The 14,353-nt window shown below is 73.7% G+C and carries 18 protein-coding genes; 5 read left to right on the forward strand and 13 right to left on the reverse strand.

Annotated elements, in window-relative coordinates; translation table 11 throughout:
* Positions 1-67: 67 nt before the first annotated feature.
* Entirely contained in the window at positions 68-1,255 is a 1,188-nt protein-coding gene (gene dacB / locus AC1UE4_RS12585) for a D-alanyl-D-alanine carboxypeptidase/D-alanyl-D-alanine endopeptidase (RefSeq protein ID WP_482917573.1), read from the forward strand.
* Here the strand turns inward: dacB and ligA are convergent.
* Positions 1,243-3,267, reverse strand: a complete 2,025-nt coding sequence (gene ligA, locus AC1UE4_RS12590) for an NAD-dependent DNA ligase LigA (RefSeq protein WP_482917574.1) — start codon at positions 3,265-3,267, stop codon at positions 1,243-1,245. The two genes, dacB and ligA, sit on opposite strands and share 13 nt — an antisense overlap.
* Positions 3,264-4,088, reverse strand: coding sequence for a 5'/3'-nucleotidase SurE (surE, locus tag AC1UE4_RS12595; RefSeq protein WP_482917575.1), 825 nt, complete (start codon positions 4,086-4,088; stop codon positions 3,264-3,266). The genes ligA and surE overlap by 4 nt, the downstream gene beginning before the upstream one ends.
* A gap of 30 nt (positions 4,089-4,118) precedes the next feature.
* Between surE and AC1UE4_RS12600 the strand changes: the two genes are divergently transcribed.
* On the forward strand, positions 4,119-4,556 hold the full coding sequence (locus AC1UE4_RS12600; protein ID WP_482917576.1) for an STAS domain-containing protein: 438 nt from the start codon (positions 4,119-4,121) through the stop codon (positions 4,554-4,556).
* Here the strand turns inward: AC1UE4_RS12600 and truA are convergent.
* Positions 4,520-5,266 (reverse strand): tRNA pseudouridine(38-40) synthase TruA, encoded by a 747-nt coding sequence (gene truA, locus AC1UE4_RS12605; RefSeq protein ID WP_482917577.1) that lies wholly within the window; start codon positions 5,264-5,266, stop codon positions 4,520-4,522. The genes AC1UE4_RS12600 and truA overlap by 37 nt on opposite strands.
* A gap of 17 nt (positions 5,267-5,283) precedes the next feature.
* Here truA and AC1UE4_RS12610 point away from each other — a divergent pair, with 17 nt between their 5' ends.
* Positions 5,284-5,994, forward strand: coding sequence for a GNAT family N-acetyltransferase (locus AC1UE4_RS12610; RefSeq protein ID WP_482917578.1), 711 nt, complete (start codon positions 5,284-5,286; stop codon positions 5,992-5,994).
* Here AC1UE4_RS12610 and AC1UE4_RS12615 read toward each other — a convergent pair.
* The 3 genes from AC1UE4_RS12615 to AC1UE4_RS12625 all read right to left on the reverse strand — a co-directional run bounded on the left by AC1UE4_RS12615 (position 5,951) and on the right by AC1UE4_RS12625 (position 7,726).
* Complete coding sequence (locus tag AC1UE4_RS12615) at positions 5,951-6,499, reverse strand: GNAT family N-acetyltransferase (protein WP_482917579.1); 549 nt, start codon at positions 6,497-6,499, stop codon at positions 5,951-5,953. The two genes, AC1UE4_RS12610 and AC1UE4_RS12615, sit on opposite strands and share 44 nt — an antisense overlap.
* Before the next feature lie 23 nt (positions 6,500-6,522).
* Positions 6,523-7,059 (reverse strand): YbhB/YbcL family Raf kinase inhibitor-like protein, encoded by a 537-nt coding sequence (locus AC1UE4_RS12620; protein WP_482917580.1) that lies wholly within the window; start codon positions 7,057-7,059, stop codon positions 6,523-6,525.
* A 67-nt stretch (positions 7,060-7,126) separates the two neighbouring features.
* Complete coding sequence (locus tag AC1UE4_RS12625) at positions 7,127-7,726, reverse strand: TetR/AcrR family transcriptional regulator (protein WP_482917581.1); 600 nt, start codon at positions 7,724-7,726, stop codon at positions 7,127-7,129.
* 118 nt (positions 7,727-7,844) lie between these two features.
* Here AC1UE4_RS12625 and AC1UE4_RS12630 point away from each other — a divergent pair, with 118 nt between their 5' ends.
* Entirely contained in the window at positions 7,845-8,669 is an 825-nt protein-coding gene (locus AC1UE4_RS12630) for an MBL fold metallo-hydrolase (protein ID WP_482917582.1), read from the forward strand.
* A 134-nt stretch (positions 8,670-8,803) separates the two neighbouring features.
* Here the strand turns inward: AC1UE4_RS12630 and AC1UE4_RS12635 are convergent, their stop codons facing one another.
* The 3 genes from AC1UE4_RS12635 to AC1UE4_RS12645 are packed head-to-tail and all read right to left on the reverse strand — an operon-like array spanning position 8,804 to position 10,595.
* Positions 8,804-9,145, reverse strand: coding sequence for a hypothetical protein (locus AC1UE4_RS12635; RefSeq protein WP_482917583.1), 342 nt, complete (start codon positions 9,143-9,145; stop codon positions 8,804-8,806).
* Positions 9,142-9,900 carry an SDR family oxidoreductase gene (locus AC1UE4_RS12640; protein WP_482917584.1) on the reverse strand — a complete coding sequence of 253 codons (759 nt, stop codon included), beginning with the start codon at positions 9,898-9,900 and terminating at the stop codon, positions 9,142-9,144. The genes AC1UE4_RS12635 and AC1UE4_RS12640 overlap by 4 nt, the downstream gene beginning before the upstream one ends.
* The gene (locus AC1UE4_RS12645) at positions 9,897-10,595 is read right to left on the reverse strand and encodes a hypothetical protein (protein WP_482917585.1); all 699 of its coding nucleotides are present in this window, start codon (positions 10,593-10,595) and stop codon (positions 9,897-9,899) included. Before AC1UE4_RS12645 ends, AC1UE4_RS12640 begins: the two co-directional genes overlap by 4 nt.
* A 59-nt stretch (positions 10,596-10,654) precedes the next feature.
* Here AC1UE4_RS12645 and AC1UE4_RS12650 point away from each other — a divergent pair, with 59 nt between their 5' ends.
* A complete protein-coding gene (locus tag AC1UE4_RS12650) occupies positions 10,655-11,818 on the forward strand; it encodes a DUF3047 domain-containing protein (RefSeq protein WP_482917586.1) in 1,164 nt (387 codons plus the stop codon).
* Here AC1UE4_RS12650 and AC1UE4_RS12655 read toward each other — a convergent pair.
* From AC1UE4_RS12655 to AC1UE4_RS12670, 4 genes are read right to left on the reverse strand one after another with little or no spacing between them, the layout of a single operon-like run.
* Positions 11,815-12,471, reverse strand: a complete 657-nt coding sequence (locus AC1UE4_RS12655) for a hypothetical protein (RefSeq protein WP_482917587.1) — start codon at positions 12,469-12,471, stop codon at positions 11,815-11,817. The genes AC1UE4_RS12650 and AC1UE4_RS12655 overlap by 4 nt on opposite strands.
* A 54-nt stretch (positions 12,472-12,525) precedes the next feature.
* Positions 12,526-12,963 carry a DUF1707 SHOCT-like domain-containing protein gene (locus AC1UE4_RS12660; RefSeq protein WP_482917588.1) on the reverse strand — a complete coding sequence of 146 codons (438 nt, stop codon included), beginning with the start codon at positions 12,961-12,963 and terminating at the stop codon, positions 12,526-12,528.
* Between the two features lie 31 nt (positions 12,964-12,994).
* The gene (gene rplQ / locus AC1UE4_RS12665; protein WP_482917589.1) at positions 12,995-13,348 is read right to left on the reverse strand and encodes a 50S ribosomal protein L17; all 354 of its coding nucleotides are present in this window, start codon (positions 13,346-13,348) and stop codon (positions 12,995-12,997) included.
* Positions 13,349-13,353: 5 nt separating this feature from the next.
* The gene (locus tag AC1UE4_RS12670) at positions 13,354-14,334 is read right to left on the reverse strand and encodes a DNA-directed RNA polymerase subunit alpha (protein WP_482917590.1); all 981 of its coding nucleotides are present in this window, start codon (positions 14,332-14,334) and stop codon (positions 13,354-13,356) included.
* Between the last annotated feature and the right edge of the window lie 19 nt (positions 14,335-14,353).

The following is a 14,353-nucleotide window of genomic DNA, read 5'->3' on the forward strand; positions in this document are numbered from 1 at the left end:
CCGCAGTCTAGGTGAGTCGCCGGGCGCGTCGCGCGACTTCCGGGCTCATCTGGTGTCATGGCTCATCGTGCGCCTCCGTCCCATCGCGGCCCTCGCGCTGCTGCTCGCGCTCGCGTGCGCCGCTCCCGCCTTCGCCCTCGACGCGGACCAGCTCCGCACCCGCCTCACCCGCGACATCCGCGCGGCCGGCGGCTCGAGCGGCGCCTACGCCATCGACCTCGAGACCGGCCGCCGGCTGGTCTCCGTGCGCGCGAGCACGCCGCGGATCCCCGCGTCGGTCGAGAAGCTCTTCACGACCGCGGCGTCGCTGCTGCGCTACGGGCCGGGCCAGACGCTCGAGACGCGCGTGGTCACCGGCGGCGAGCTCGACGAGGACGGGGAGCTGACCGGCGACCTCGTGCTCGTCGGGGGCGGCGACCCGACGCTGGACGCCGACGGCCTGCGGCGCCTGGCGCGCGAGGTCCACGCCGCGGGCGTCGACTCCGTCACCGGCGGCGTGGTGGCCGACGAGTCCCGGTTCGACCGCCTGCGCGGGACGCCGCGCACCGGCGGCGCGCCCGACTACGACCTCGGCGGCCGGCTCGGCGCGCTCGTCATCGGCCGCGGCTACCAGAGCGACCCGGCGCTGCACGTGGGCCGCCAGTTCCAGGCGGCGCTGCGCAAGCTGGGCGTCGACGTGACGCGCAAGACGCGGCGCGGGACGGCGCCGGCGACCGCCACGCAGTCGCTCGCGAGCCTGCTCTCGCCGCCGCTGGCGCTGCTCGTCCAGTCGACGCTCGTACCGTCGGACAACTTCTACGCGGAGACGCTGCTGAAGGACCTCGGGGCGAGCTTCGGCGGCGCGGGGACGAGCTCCGCGGGCGCGGCGGTGGTGCGCAGCACGCTCGCTCCGCTCGGCCTCGCGCCGCGCGTCGTCGACGGCTCCGGCCTCAGCCGGTCCAACCGCACGAGCCCGCGCCAGGTCGTGACGCTGCTGCGGCGCATGAGCGACGAGGACGTCGGCGCATCGTGGCGCTCGTCGATGGCGGTCGCCGGCAGGACCGGCACGGTCCACGACCGCATGCGCGGCACGCGCGCCGCGGGGCGCTGCGCGGTCAAGACCGGCACGCTCAACGGCGTCTCGAACCTCGCCGGCTACTGCCGCACGACGGGCGGCGACGTCGCGTTCGCGTGGCTCATGAACGGCATCGACGTCTACCGCGCCCACCGGCTGCAGGACCGGATGACGGCGACGCTCGCCCGCTACTCGGGCTGAGCGGCGAGGATCTCGAGCAGGCCCGCCTCGTCGAGCACGGGCACGCCGAGGCGCTCGGCCTTCTCGAGCTTCGAGCCCGGCGACTCGCCGGCGACGACGTAGTCGGTCTTCTTCGAGACGCTGCTCGTCACGCGGCCGCCGGCGGCGAGGACGCGCTCGGTGGCCTGCTCCCTCGTCAGGTCGGGGAGCGTTCCGGTGAGGACGAGCGTCTTGCCCGACAGCGGGCCCTCGCCGGGCGGCGGGCCCTCCTCCTCGAGGCGCACGCCGGCCTCGCCGAGGCGGAGCAGCAGGTCGCGCATGACCGGATCGCGCAGCTGCGCGCTGATCGTGGCGGCGCCCTTCGGCCCGATGCCGGGGGTCTCGGCGATCGTCTCGGGTTCGGCCTCGAGCAGCGCGCCGATCGACCGGAAGCGCTGGGCGAGGTTGCGGCCGGTGACCTCGCCCACCTCCTCGAGCCCGACGCCGAAGAGCACACGGCCGAACGGGCGCTCCTTGGACGCCTCGAGCGCGGCGACGAGCCGCTCGGCCGAGATCTGGCCGAAGCCCTCGAGCTGGAGCAGGTCGTCGACCGTGAGCCGGTAGAGGTCGGCGGCGTCGTGCACGCCGGCGTGCTCCTGCAGCTGGATGACGCGCTCCTCCCCCAGCCCGTCGATGTCCATCGCGCCGCGCGAGGCGTAGTGCTTGAGCAGCTGGAACTCGCGGCCGGGGCAGGCGCGGTTGGGGCAGCGCGTGAAGACGCTGTCCTCCGGCTTCTCGGTCGGCGTGTCGCACCGCGGGCAGCGCTCCGGAGGGAGCGGCGGCGGCTCGCGGTCGGTCCGCTCCGCCTCGTGCGGCGCCGGCGAGAGGACCTGCGGGATGACGTCGCCGGCGCGCAGGACGATGACGTCGTCGCCGGGCCGGACGTCCTTGCGCGCGAGGTCCTCCTCGTTGTGCAGCGTCGCCATCTTCACCGTGACGCCGCCGACTTGCACCGGCTCGAGCCGCGCGAACGGGTGGAGGTCGCCGAACTTGCCGACGCTCCACTCGACGCCGAGCAGCTTCGTGACCTTCGTGGTCGGCGGGAACTTCCAGGCGATCGCCCAGCGCGGGTCGCGGCCGACGGCGCCGAGGCGCCGCTGCAGCTCGAGGTCGTCGACCTTGACGACGACGCCGTCGATCTCGAACTCGAGCGCGCCGCGCCGGCGCTCCCAGTCCAGGCACTGCGCGACGACCTCGTCCTCGCTGCCCAGCACCTTGATGTCGCCGTTGACGCGGAAGCCGTGGTCGCGCAGCCAGTCGAGGCCCTCGGAGTGCTTGCTGAACCGGACGCCGTCGATCTGCCCGATGGCGTACGCCCACATCGACAGCGGGCGCTCCTTCGCCAGCCGCGGGTCGAGCTGGCGGATCGTGCCCGCCGCCGCGTTGCGCGGGTTCATGAACGTCGAGAGGCCGCGCTCGGCCCGCCGCTCGTTCAGTCCGGTGAAGTCGGGCAGCGACATGTAGACCTCGCCGCGGACCTCGAGCACGGGCGGCGCGTCGTCGATGCGCAGCGGGATCGCCTCGATCGTGCGCAGGTTGTGCGTGACGTCCTCGCCGACCTCGCCGTTGCCGCGCGTCGCGCCGCGGACGAAGATGCCGTCCTCGTAGCGCAGGCTGATCGCGAGGCCGTCGATCTTCGGCTCGCACACGTAGGTGAACGGCGGATCCTCGATGCCCTCCCGCGCCAGGTGCGTGCGCATCCGCTGCACCCACGCGCGCAGCTCGTCGGCGGAGCGCGCGTTGGCGAGCGAGAGCATCGGCAGCTCGTGGCGGACCTTCGGCAGCTCGGAGACCGGCTCGCTGCCGACGCGCTGCGTCGGTGAGTCGGGCGTGACCAGCTCGGGGTGCTCCTCCTCGAGCTGCTGCAGCTCGCGGAACAGCGCGTCGTACTCGTCGTCGCCGATCTCGGGGTCGTCGAGCGCGTAGTAGCGCCGCGCGTGGTACTCGACCTGCCGGCGCAGCTCGCCGACGCGGGCCTCGACGTCGGTGCTCACTCGACCTCCTCCGCCGCGGGCTTGAGCAGGCGGTTGAGGTCGTGGACCTCCAGCGCGTCGAGGCCGCTGCGGGCGGTGAGGTCGAAGTGCAGCGGCGTCACCGCGATCCTGCCGGCGGCGACGGCGGCGAGGTCCGTGCCCGGCTCGTCGTGGAAGTCGGGGGCGTCGCCGTAGACCCAGTAGCGGCGGCGGGCGGGGCGGGTGGGATCTGATTCCGTCAGCTTCAGCTCGTCGCGGTAGATGCGCTTGCCGAGGCGCGTCACCTCGACGCCCTCCGGCTCCCCCGCGGGCACGTTGACGTTGAGCAGCGTGCCGGGCGCAAGCGGGACGTCGTCGAGCTCGGCGACGACGCGCGCGGTGAACTCGGCGGCGGCCTCGAAGTCGAACGTGCGGCCGAGGCGGAAGTCGAGCTCGCGGGCGGCGGACTGCTGCGAGATCGCGATCGCCGGCAGCCCGAGCACGACGCCCTCGAGCGCCGCGGCGACCGTGCCGGAGTACGTGATGTCGTCGCCGAGGTTCGCGCCGTGGTTGATGCCCGACACGATGACGTCGGCCTCGAACCCCTCGATCAGCCCCAGCCGCGCGAAGCGCACGCAGTCGACCGGCGTGCCGTCGGTCGCGTACCCGACCGTGCCGTCGCCGAAGTCGATCTCCTCGACCCAGAGCGGCCGGCGCGTCGTGATGCCGCGGCCCATCGCGCTGCGGTTGCCGTCGGGCGCGATGACGGCCAGCTCGACCTCGGGCACCCGCAGCAGCGCGCGCCGGAGCGTCTGCAGGCCGTCTGCGTCGATCCCGTCGTCGTTCGTGAGGAGAACCCGCATGTTGCGCCCGCCGAAGGGTAGTGTCCGGTCATGCCAGCACCGCTGGCGCTGATCGAAGACGGCCCGCGTGAACACGAGCGGATCGTCGTGCTGCGCGGAGAGGTGGACGTGGGCACGACGCCGGCGCTGCGCGAGTGGCTGGAAAGGGCGAGCGAGAACGGTCGCCGGTCGATCGCCGTCGACCTCACGAACGTCGACTTCATGGCGGTCAGCGGGCTCTACGTGCTGTGCGACGAGCAGGCGCGGATGGCGCGCAACGAGGCGCGGCTGACTATCGTGTGCGACGCGTCGCGGATCCTCAAGCTCTTCGACGTGTGCCGCCTGCGCGACGTCCTGCGCATCGTGCCGTCGCGGACCGCTCTGTCCGACGGCGAGCTGTGGAACGGCGAGGACGACCAGCGCTCGGCGCGACTGGACGCGTGGCTCGAGCGCTACGCGGCCGCGTCGTCGTCGTCGTCGGCGTCGTAGTCGACGCGGGCGAAGTAGAGCCCGTGAGCGGGCGCGGTCGGGCCGGCCTCGCTGCGCGGCCGGCCGGCGAGGAGCTCGGTGAAGCTGTCGAGGCTGCGCCGCCCGCTCGCCACCTGCAGCATCGTCCCGACGAGCACGCGGTTCATGTGGCGCATGAAGGCGTCCGCGGTGATCCAGAAGCGGACGAGGTCGCCGTCCTCCTCGATGCGGGCGTCGAAGACGTCGCGCTCGAAGCGGACGTGGTCGGTGTCGGTGGGCGTGAAGGCGGTGAAGTCGTGGGTGCCGATGAGCGCGGTCGCGCACCGCTGCAGCAGGTCGCGGTCGAGCCGGTGCGGCCAGAAGAGCGCGCGGCGCTGCTCGAACGCGCTGGGCGTGCGGCGGGCGAGGATGCGGAAGCAGTACGTCCGCGCCTTCGCATCGTGGCGGGCGTTGAACCCTTCCGGAGCCTCGCGGCTCTCGAGCACGGCGATGTCGTGCGGGGTGAGCGCGTTCAGCCCGTCGAGGTTCGCCGGCTCGCCCTCGTAGCTGGCGACCTGGCCCCACGCGTGGACGCCGCGGTCGGTCCGGCCGGCGACGGTCAGATCGGTCGCTTCGCCGCGGAGCGTCTTGAGCGCTCGCTCGACCTCCCCTTGGATCGTCCGCTCGCCGGGCTGCTTCGCCCAGCCCGCGAACGCCGTTCCGTCGTACTCGATGAGCAGCCGCGTGACCACGTGGGCATGCTGCCACGGTGCACGACGTGACCGACCCGTGGGAGCTCGACGCCTTCGCCGCAGCGGCCTGGCCCGCGGCGACGTCGGAGGAGCGCGACGGCTGGCTGCTGCGCTCGACGCCCGGAACGCGCGGCCGCCGCCTGAACTCCGCGCTGCCCCTCGGCCCCGAGGTCTGGCCGCCCGACGCCCCGCTCGCCCAGATCACGCCCCTCGAGCGCCTCACCGTCCTCGACGGAGACCTCGCCGCCGCCGGCTGGGTCGCCGAAGCCCCCACCGACGTCCTCGTCGCACCGACCGCCACGGTCATCGCTGCTGCCCCCTCCCCCAATGAGGAGGTGAAGATCGAACGGGTGAGCGTCACCTCGTTCCGGTCGGCGTGGACCTCTTCGGGAACGCGCGAGAGATCGGGCGGATCCGGTGAGGACGACGTCCTCGACCGCATCCCGTTCGAGCTCCTCCCGCTCGTGGCCCGCGTCGACGGGGTCCTCGCCGGCCTCGCGCTCGGCGTCCTAGGCGAGCGCTGGAGCATCGTCTTCGAGGTCGTGACCGATCCGCGCGTCCGGCGCCGCGGCATCGCGACGTCGCTGATGCGCGTCTGGGCCGAAGCGGCCGGCGACCGCGGCCTCCTCCTTCAGGTGATGAGCGACAACGCCCCCGCGCTGGCTCTGTACGAGCGGCTCGGCTTCACGCGATCCCACGGCTACCACTACCGCCGCGCTCCGGCGTGAGCGACCGGCGGTACTCGATCAGCGAGAACGGCATGTTGGCGTCGTCGAAGGGCTCGCCGGTGACCGTCCAGCCCTCGCGCTCGTAGAAGCGGCGGGCGCGGGTCTGCTCGACGGGCGTGAAGAGGCGCATCGTGGTGAAGGGCCGGCTCGCCGCGTGCTCGACCGCTCCCTCGAGCAGCTTGGTGGCGAGGCCGGTGCCCCAGTGCGACGGCGCGACGAAGAGGTTCTGCAGGTGCGCGAGCCCCTCCTCGTCGGTCGGGCGGCGCGACAGCAGAGCCGAGCCGACACCGACCTGCCCGACGATGCTGCCGTCGCCATCGTCGACGACGCCGCACCACAGGTCCTCGCTGCGCAGCTGCACCGCGAACCCGAGCGCCAGCTCCAGCGGGTCCGGCGGCCGCCAGTCCGGCGGCGTGAAGGAGCGGTACGTCTTGAACCCCTCGGCAACCAGACGCGCGACCGCATCGGCATCGGCGGGCGTCGCTCGGCGGATGCGCGGGTCCACGACCCGCGACGCTACCCGGAACGTCAGCGCCCGTAGCGTGCGGAGATCTCGCCCTGCGCCAGGACGCCTTCGCGAAGCGCCGCGGTCACCTGGCTCGGCTTCGCGCCGGCGTCGAGGTTCGAGGCGGAGCGGAGGCCGTAGACGGTCCACACGTACCGGTGCGGCTCGTCGCCCTTCGGCGGGCACGGCGGCGTCCAGCCGGTCTTCCCCGCGCTGTTCTCCCCTTCGTCGCCCTGCGTGAGCGCACGGGCGCGCGGGGAGATCCCGAAGCGCGTGAGGTGAACGAACGTGCCGCCGGGCGCGTCGGGGTCGGAGACGACGAGCACGAGCTCCTTCGTTCCCGTCGGAGTCGACCCGACGGTGACCTCCGGCTCGCGCCCCTCGCCGTCGCACGTGTAGGTCTTGGGAAGCCGCGACCCCTCCGTGAACGCCGAGCTCGCCACCCGCAGCCGCGTCGGCGCCGTCTCGACGACGCCGTTCTCCGGCAGCCGCTCGCCGCCGTCGCCGCACGCGGCAACAGCCGCGGCGACCGCCAGAAGGGAGAGCAGCCGGAAGGTCATCCCGCCGAAGGCTCCCTGCTCCGGCGCCCCGCCGCATCACACCGATCGCACGACGAGGCGCCGGGTCTCACGCGAGCCCGAGGACCCTCCGCATCGCGGCGCGCGTCCGGTCGAGCGCGGTGACGTCGTCGAGGAGGCGCCCCGCGACGCTTCCTCCGGACGCGAGGCCGTGGAGCTCGAAGGCGACGTCGGCGGGCTCGCGGTCGGGCGGGAGGTCGCCGGCGTCGCGCGCGGTCTCCGCCTCCGTGGCGAGGACGCGCAGCCAGCGCCGCACGGCGGCGGCGACGTCGTCGCGCAGCGCGCCGGGGCGCGCGTCGTACTCGACCGAGGCGGTCGTGACGAAGCAGCCGCCGGGGAAGACGTCGCCGCGGAGGTGCTCGATCCAGGCGTCGACGATCGCCTCCAGGCGCGGCAGGCCGGGCGGAGCGTCGCTCGCGGGGCGCCAGACGGCGTCGGTGAAGCGCCCGATCGCCGCGGCGAGCACCGCGCGCTGCATCGCCTCCTTGTCGCCGAAGCGGCCGACGAGCCCGCTCTTGCTCGCTCCGAGATCACCGGCGAGCCGCCCGATCGTGATCCCCTCGAGCCCCTCGACGGAGGCGAGGTCGACCGCGGCGTCGAGGGTCTCGGTGCGGCTGCGGGCGACGTCGGCGGCGGAGCGGCGAGGCATGGCGCGCCAGTATAGAGAACGATCGTCCTGTATAACTGGCCAGACGCCGCCTCAGGACGGCGCGACGCGAACGGATCGACGACGCCCGATGCGGCGGAGACTGAGGGAGCGGACCGACATGGAGCTGCGGTACCTGGGATGGGCGGGCGTGGAGCTCGCGGTCGACGGCGCGACGGTCGTGATCGACGCGCTCGAGGACGCCGGGGCGGTCTTTGCGGCGCTCGGCGATCGCGCGGCGGCGACGCCGCTGCCGGAGATCGTCGCCGCGAGCAGCGCCACCGCGGTCGCCGGGCTCGTCACGCACCTGCACCGCGACCACGCCGACGCCGCCGCCTTGACCGCCGCGCTACGCCCCGGAGCCCCGGTCCTCGAGCCGCCCGCGGGCGGAGGCGACCAGCTCGAGGAGCTCGCGCTGCTGCAGGCGGGCGCCGAGCTCGACGCCGCGGGGCTCGACCGCCGCCGCGTCGCGCCGTGGGAGTCCGTGACCGTCGAGCCGTTCACCTTCACCGCCCTGCCCGCCAGCGACGGGATCGGCGATCCGCAGGTCTCGTGGCTCGTCGAGGCGGGCGGCGTCCGCGTCCTGCACCTCGGCGACACCACGTGGCACGGCTGGTGGTGGCGGATCACCCGCCGCCACGGGCCCTTCGACGCCGTCCTCCTCCCCGTCAACGGCGCCGTCCTCTCCTTCCCCCACCGTCAGCCGCCGAGCCCGTTCCCCGGCGCGCTGGACCCGAAGGCGGCCGCCGTCGCCGCGGAGATCCTCGGCGCCCGCCTCGCGATCCCCATGCACGCGGACGGCTACGACACGGAAGGCATCTACGAACCCGTCGCAGGAGCGATCGACCGCTTCGTCGCCGAGGCCCGCGAGCGAGGCGTCCCGACGACGGTACTCGCGCCGGGCGAGACCCTGAGCGTCGCCGCCGGCGCAGAGGCCGCCGCGTAGAGCCGACGAGGCCGCGCGAGATCGCCGCGCCCCATGGTGCCTGGCACCGAGGTGCCAGGCACCTCGGGGCGGAGGTGCATGGTGCCTGGCACCGAGGTGCCAGGCACCTCGGGGTGGAGGTGCGTGCGGGGTGCTCAGACGAGCGGGGCTTCGGCGCGCGGGCCGGTGGCGAGCCGCTCCCCGAGGGCCCGCTCGTCCGGCGTCATCGTCCGATCGGCGAGCCGGACGAGCGACCAGCCGTCTCCGCCGCGGAGCACAGACTCGATGCGGGCGCGGACGCCGGCTTCCTCGTCGTCGTCGCACGCGAACACGACCGCGACGCGGCCGGACGGATCGATCGCGGTGTGGTGCGGCCAGAAGCAGGGCGGCGGATGCTCCCAGTGGCCGCAGAGGGCGACCGTCACGGCGCCTCCGACAGCGCGCGGATCGGTGCCGTCCGCCAGCTCGAGCTCCGCGGCGACGAGGTGCGGGTTCACCGCTCGGGGCCGGTGGCGAGCGACTGCGACATGAGCGCCATGCCGCCGTCGACGCGGAGGACCTGCCCATGGACGTACGAGGACGAGGGGCCGGCGAGGAACGCGACCGCGGAGGCCAGCTCGGACGGCTCGCCGATGCGGCGCAGCGGCACCCCGGAGGCGATGCCGGACAGCAGCCCTTCCGGGAGGGCGCGGACCTTCGGGGTCGCGATCATCCCCGGCATCACGACGTTCACCCGCACGCCGCGCGGACCCCACTCGGCGGCGAGCGTCCGAGCCATCCCGACGAGCCCGGCCTTCGAGGCGGTGTAAGCGACCTGGCCGGGCAGGCCGTCCTCGGCCGACGCGGACGAGATGAGCACGACGGCCGGCGACCGGCCCGCTTCGGCCGACTCGAGCAGCAACGGCCACGCCGCCTGCACCAGGACGAACTGCCCCGTGAGGTTCGTGTCGATGTCGCCCTGCCACGACTCGACCGGGAACCGCTCGGCGCGGTGGATCGTCGCGATGACCGCCGCGTTGGCGACCACGACGTCGAGCCCGCCCAGCGACGACGCCGCGGACTCCACGCCGGCGCGCACCGCGTCGTGGTCACGCATGTCGAACGCCACCGACGCGGCGGCCTCCGGCGGCGCGCCGCCGCGCTCCAGGGCGGAGGCGAGGTCGCACGCCGCGATCGAAGCGCCATCGGCGGCCAGAGCGGAGACGATCGCGCGGCCGAGCCCGCCGCACGCCCCGGTGACGAGCGCCCTCACGGCTTGGCCAACCCGTAGCGCTCCCAGTGCACGGCCGGGATGTCCGCCGGGTCCTTGTACCAGTGCCACACGCACGGGTCGTGGTCGTAGTCCTCCGGCGGGTAGTTCGGGTACAGCGGGAACCCGAGCCACTTGATCGGCAGCGACTCGTTCATGAACGTGCAGTGCGTGCAGTAGATCGGCAGCCCCTTGCGCTGGTAGCTCCAGTCGTGCGCCTCGTCGGTCACCGCCAGCGCGTTCGGGCCCTCGTAGAACCCGTTGCGCCACAGCCGCTGGCCGGACCCGCACGGGTTCATCGTGAACGTGACCTTCTCGTCGTCCTCGGTGATCGTGAACGCACCGGGGTTGCGCCCCACGCCCGACGTCGAATGCGCCCGCCACGTCGCCGCCAGCAGCTCGACCACGCGTCGCCGGTCGATGTTCGAGATCTTCGAGACTTGCCGCTCCCAGTAGCCCTTCGGATCCTTCTGCGCCTCGCCGACCGCGTCCTCGCCCATGCCCTCCTTGATGAACGTCAGCAGGCTGCCGACGGTGTGCGCGTAGAGGTCGTGGAGCATGAGCCACTCGTGCTTCATGCCCTCGCACAGCGCCCGCGCCGTGTCGAGGTCGCCGGCGTCCATCGCCTCGATCGCCCGGTCCATGGTCGGGCGCGAGAGCTCGCGCAGCTCGTCTTCGCTGAACCACCGCTCGGCCATCGGGCTCCTCCCCGGGTCGTGGCTTCCGGAGCACGAGACTAAGCCAGTACGGTCGCGGCATGACCGTCCCCGCGTTCCGTGAGCCGTGGTTCCGACGGACGGCGCGGCAGGCCAGCACGATCGCCCGTGCGATCCCCGCCGGCCGCCGCCGCGCAAGGACCGCGACGACGGCGCCGGACGTCGATGGCGCCGCCCTGCGCGACCTGCTGCGCCGCGCGGGCGCGGAGGCCGAGCTGGTCGACGTGCCGCCGAACCGCCCGCCCTGGACCTCCACGATGCTGCGGATCGCCGCCGGCGAGCAGCTGACGTGGCTCGCATGGGGTCGCGTCCACCTGATCAAGCCGCTCGGGATCGGGGTCGGGCCGCAGATCGTCCTGCGCGGCCGGATCGGCGACGGCCCGCTGCTGGCGAGCTCACGCGACACGCTGACCGCCACCGCCGACCGCGATGGCGAGCTGCTGGTCGCCAGCCTCTTCCCCGGCGAGCTGCAGCCGGACGGCTCGGTCGCGACCGACCGCCTCCCCTACCGCGCGATGTCGGGCGAGCTGCACGCGGTCGTCGCGCGCTGGCCGGCCGGGACGTCGCCGGCGCAGGCGCTCGCCGCGATCGCCGACCGCGACGCCTCCGGGCTCGTGGCGGCGGAGCTGCGCCGGCTGGAGGACCGGCCGGCCGACCCGCCGGGCTGGGCGTTCCACCCGTTGATCGGCCCGACTGAGATCTACGCGCCCGCCGACGGTGGGATGCAGGCGGAGACGCAGGCCGGCGTGGGCATCGTCCGGCACCCGCTCGACGTGCCGCTCACGCCGAGCCTCCGCGTGCGGTGGTCGTGGCGGCTCGACGCGCTCGCGTCCCGGCTGCCCGAGGACACCACGCTGACGCACGACTACCTCAGCGTCGCGCTCGAGTTCGACGACGGCCGCGACCTGACGTGGCACTGGAGCGCCGAGCTGCCCGAAGGCTTCGCCTACCGCTGCCCGCTCGAGCACTGGCGCCATCGCGAGACGCACGTCGTGGCACGGTCGGGCACGGACGGGCTCGGGCGCTGGGTCGACGAGGAGCGCCCGGTGCTCGCCGACCACCGCGCCGCGATCGGCGGGCCGCCACCCGGCCGCGTCGTGAGCGCCTGGCTCATCGCCGTCAGCCTCTTCCAGGGCGGCGTGGCGGCCGGCGAGATCAGGGGGTTCGAGCTCGTCGACGGCGACCGCGTCGTCGCCGTGCTCTAACGCACGCGCAGCTTGCGGCGCAGGAACGTCCTGTCGGCGTTCCACGCCGCCGGGCCGCTGCGAACGCCGAGCACGAGGTGGTACGCGCCCGCGGTCGTGTCGATCGCGCCGAGGAACGTGCTCGCGCCCTGGTAGCAGCGCAGCCGCGCCGGGACGCGCCCCGAGAGCGTCACCCAGCCGCCCGTCGTCCGCTTCGCGCGGCCGATCGGCGCGAGGCAGCGCACGCCGCGTGCCGGCTGGTCGTCGGCGACGAGCGTGAGCGAGTAGCGGCCCCGCTTGAGCCCCGAGCCGGTCGCGCTCAGCGTCGCGCCCCGCTTCACCGACGCGGGAGCGCTCAGCGCCGGCGGGTTCACCGCTTGGACGACGACGTCGCCGGACGGCTCGGTCGCGCACTGGGCCGCGTACGGCTGACCGCTGTGACCGCGGGCGCAGACCCAGCCCTGCGGCGCCGCGGAGCCGTCGAGGAAGGCGCCGAGCGCCGCGACGGCATCGGAGCACGCGACGTCGCCCTCGACCACCCGGACCGGGTAGCGGACGCCGTCCGACACGAGCGACCCGCAGCTCTTCGTCGCCCCGGAGGACCCGGCGACGGGAACGAGCAGGGCGGCGGACCCGGCGAGCACGGCCAGCGGGGCGATCTTCGGAAGGCTCATGCCGCAAGCCTCCACGAGCGCCGCTCCGCGGCGCAATGGGGGAGAACCGAAGCGCTAGGGACGCGGGAGCGCCCGCGAGGGCCGCGACCGGACGCCGGTCCAGCGTCGGAGGAACCTCCGCATCGCCCACGAGCCTCCCACGTGCCACGCCAGCAGCGCAGTCGACGGCACGAGCAGCCACACCGGCCAGAAGGGACCTTCGCCCGTGAGGACCCAGATCCCGACGAGCGCGCCGTTGGCGAGCGCGAAGAGGACGCCGTGGGCGCGCAGGAGCGCCCGGTCGACCCGCTGGAGGAACCGCGCCCACGCGGGCGCCCGGGTGCGCGGCAGGTCCCGTGTCAGCAGCGCGAGCTCGAGGCGGGTGCCCGCGACGGCGGCGCGGCCGGCGCGGCGTTCCAGCTCGCCCGCGTCGATCCGGCCGGAGACGTAGGCCGACCGCAGCTGCCGGAGGCACTGCTCACGCTCGGCGTCCGATGATCGCTTGACGACCATCGGACCCAGTATGCCGGGCGGCGGAAGCCGCCTAGACGAGCTCGAGGAAGACCATCTCGGTCGAGTCGCTGCGACGCGGACCGAGCTTGAGGATGCGGGTGTAGCCGCCCGGGCGCTCCGCGTACCGCGGGGCGACCTCCTCGAAGAGCTTGTGGACGGTGAACTTGTCCTGGCCGAGGGCGGCGAGCGCCTGCCGGCGGGCATGCAGGTCGCCGCGCTTGGCGAGCGTGATGAGCTGCTCGACCTCGGGCTTGACGGCCTTGGCCTTCGCCTCGCTCGTCTTGATGCGCTCGTGCTGGATGACCTCCTTGCAGAGGTTCGCCAGCAGCGCCTTGCGGTGGGAGGCGGAGCGAGAGAGCTTGTGACGGGTCTTCTGGTGGCGCATCGAGCTCAGTCCTCGCGGAGGTCGAGACCGCGCGCGTGGAGCGTCTCGACGACCTCGTCGATCGACTTCTTGCCGAAGTTCGGGATCGCGGCGAGCTCGCTCTCGGACTTCGAGATGAGGTCGCCGACGGTCTGGATGCCCGCGCGCTTGAGGCAGTTGTACGAGCGGACGCCGAGCTCGAGCTCCTCGATGAGGATGTCGTGCATCGGGCCGGGAGCGCCGCCGCCGGCGCCGACCGCCGCCGGGCCGTTGACCGCGGCGCCGTCGAGCTGGCCGCCGGGGCCGGCACGGAGGTCCTCGACGCGCTCGGGGTCGGTGAAGATCGCGAGCTGCGAGATGAGGATCTCGGCGGCCTCGCGGAGCGCGGCGACCGGCTCGATCGAGCCGTCCGTCTCGATGTCGAGCGTCAGCTTGTCGTAGTCGGTGCGCTGGCCGACGCGGGCGCCCTCGACCGAGTACGCCACGCGGCGGACCGGCGAGAAGATCGAGTCGATCGGGATGACGCCGATCGGCTGGTCGGGCGACTTGTTGTCCTCGGCCGGGCGGTAGCCGCGGCCGCGCCCGATCGTCATGTACATCTCGAGCTTCGTCTTCTTCTCGAGCGTCGCGATGTGGACGTCGGGGTTGAGGACCTCGACGCCGGCGGGCAGGTCGATGTCCTTCGCGGTGACCTCACCCGGACCGGTGACGACGAGCGGCGCCTCGACCTCGGTCGCGTCGGAGTGCATCCGGCACACCACGCCCTTGAGGTTCAGGACGATGTCCGTGACGTCCTCGGTGACGCCCGTGATCGTCGAGAACTCGTGCGCGACGCCCTCGATCCGGACGCTCGTGACGGCGGCACCGGCGAGCGACGAGAGCAGCACGCGGCGCAGCGAGTTCCCGAACGTGTAGCCGAAGCCACGGTCGAGAGGCTCGATGACGAACGAGCCACGATTGTCCTCGACGGATTCGCTGGTGATGCGAGGGATCTGGAAGTCGAGCATCGGGAGGTCCTTCGGTCGT

Source organism: Parviterribacter kavangonensis, from assembly GCF_056863335.1.

What these genes read in the sequence shown, in the direction of transcription:
- surE (WP_482917575.1), bottom strand. Translation starts at nt 4,088, where the DNA reads ATGCGGGTTCTCCTCACGAACGACGACGGGATCGACGCAGACGGCCTG.
- AC1UE4_RS12600 (WP_482917576.1), top strand. Translation starts at nt 4,119, where the DNA reads ATGCCAGCACCGCTGGCGCTGATCGAAGACGGCCCGCGTGAACACGAG.
- AC1UE4_RS12620 (WP_482917580.1), bottom strand. Translation starts at nt 7,059, where the DNA reads ATGACCTTCCGGCTGCTCTCCCTTCTGGCGGTCGCCGCGGCTGTTGCC.
- AC1UE4_RS12625 (WP_482917581.1), bottom strand. Translation starts at nt 7,726, where the DNA reads ATGCCTCGCCGCTCCGCCGCCGACGTCGCCCGCAGCCGCACCGAGACC.
- AC1UE4_RS12630 (WP_482917582.1), top strand. Translation starts at nt 7,845, where the DNA reads ATGGAGCTGCGGTACCTGGGATGGGCGGGCGTGGAGCTCGCGGTCGAC.
- AC1UE4_RS12645 (WP_482917585.1), bottom strand. Translation starts at nt 10,595, where the DNA reads ATGGCCGAGCGGTGGTTCAGCGAAGACGAGCTGCGCGAGCTCTCGCGC.
- AC1UE4_RS12650 (WP_482917586.1), top strand. Translation starts at nt 10,655, where the DNA reads ATGACCGTCCCCGCGTTCCGTGAGCCGTGGTTCCGACGGACGGCGCGG.
- AC1UE4_RS12655 (WP_482917587.1), bottom strand. Translation starts at nt 12,471, where the DNA reads ATGAGCCTTCCGAAGATCGCCCCGCTGGCCGTGCTCGCCGGGTCCGCC.
- AC1UE4_RS12660 (WP_482917588.1), bottom strand. Translation starts at nt 12,963, where the DNA reads ATGGTCGTCAAGCGATCATCGGACGCCGAGCGTGAGCAGTGCCTCCGG.
- rplQ (WP_482917589.1), bottom strand. Translation starts at nt 13,348, where the DNA reads ATGCGCCACCAGAAGACCCGTCACAAGCTCTCTCGCTCCGCCTCCCAC.
- AC1UE4_RS12670 (WP_482917590.1), bottom strand. Translation starts at nt 14,334, where the DNA reads ATGCTCGACTTCCAGATCCCTCGCATCACCAGCGAATCCGTCGAGGAC.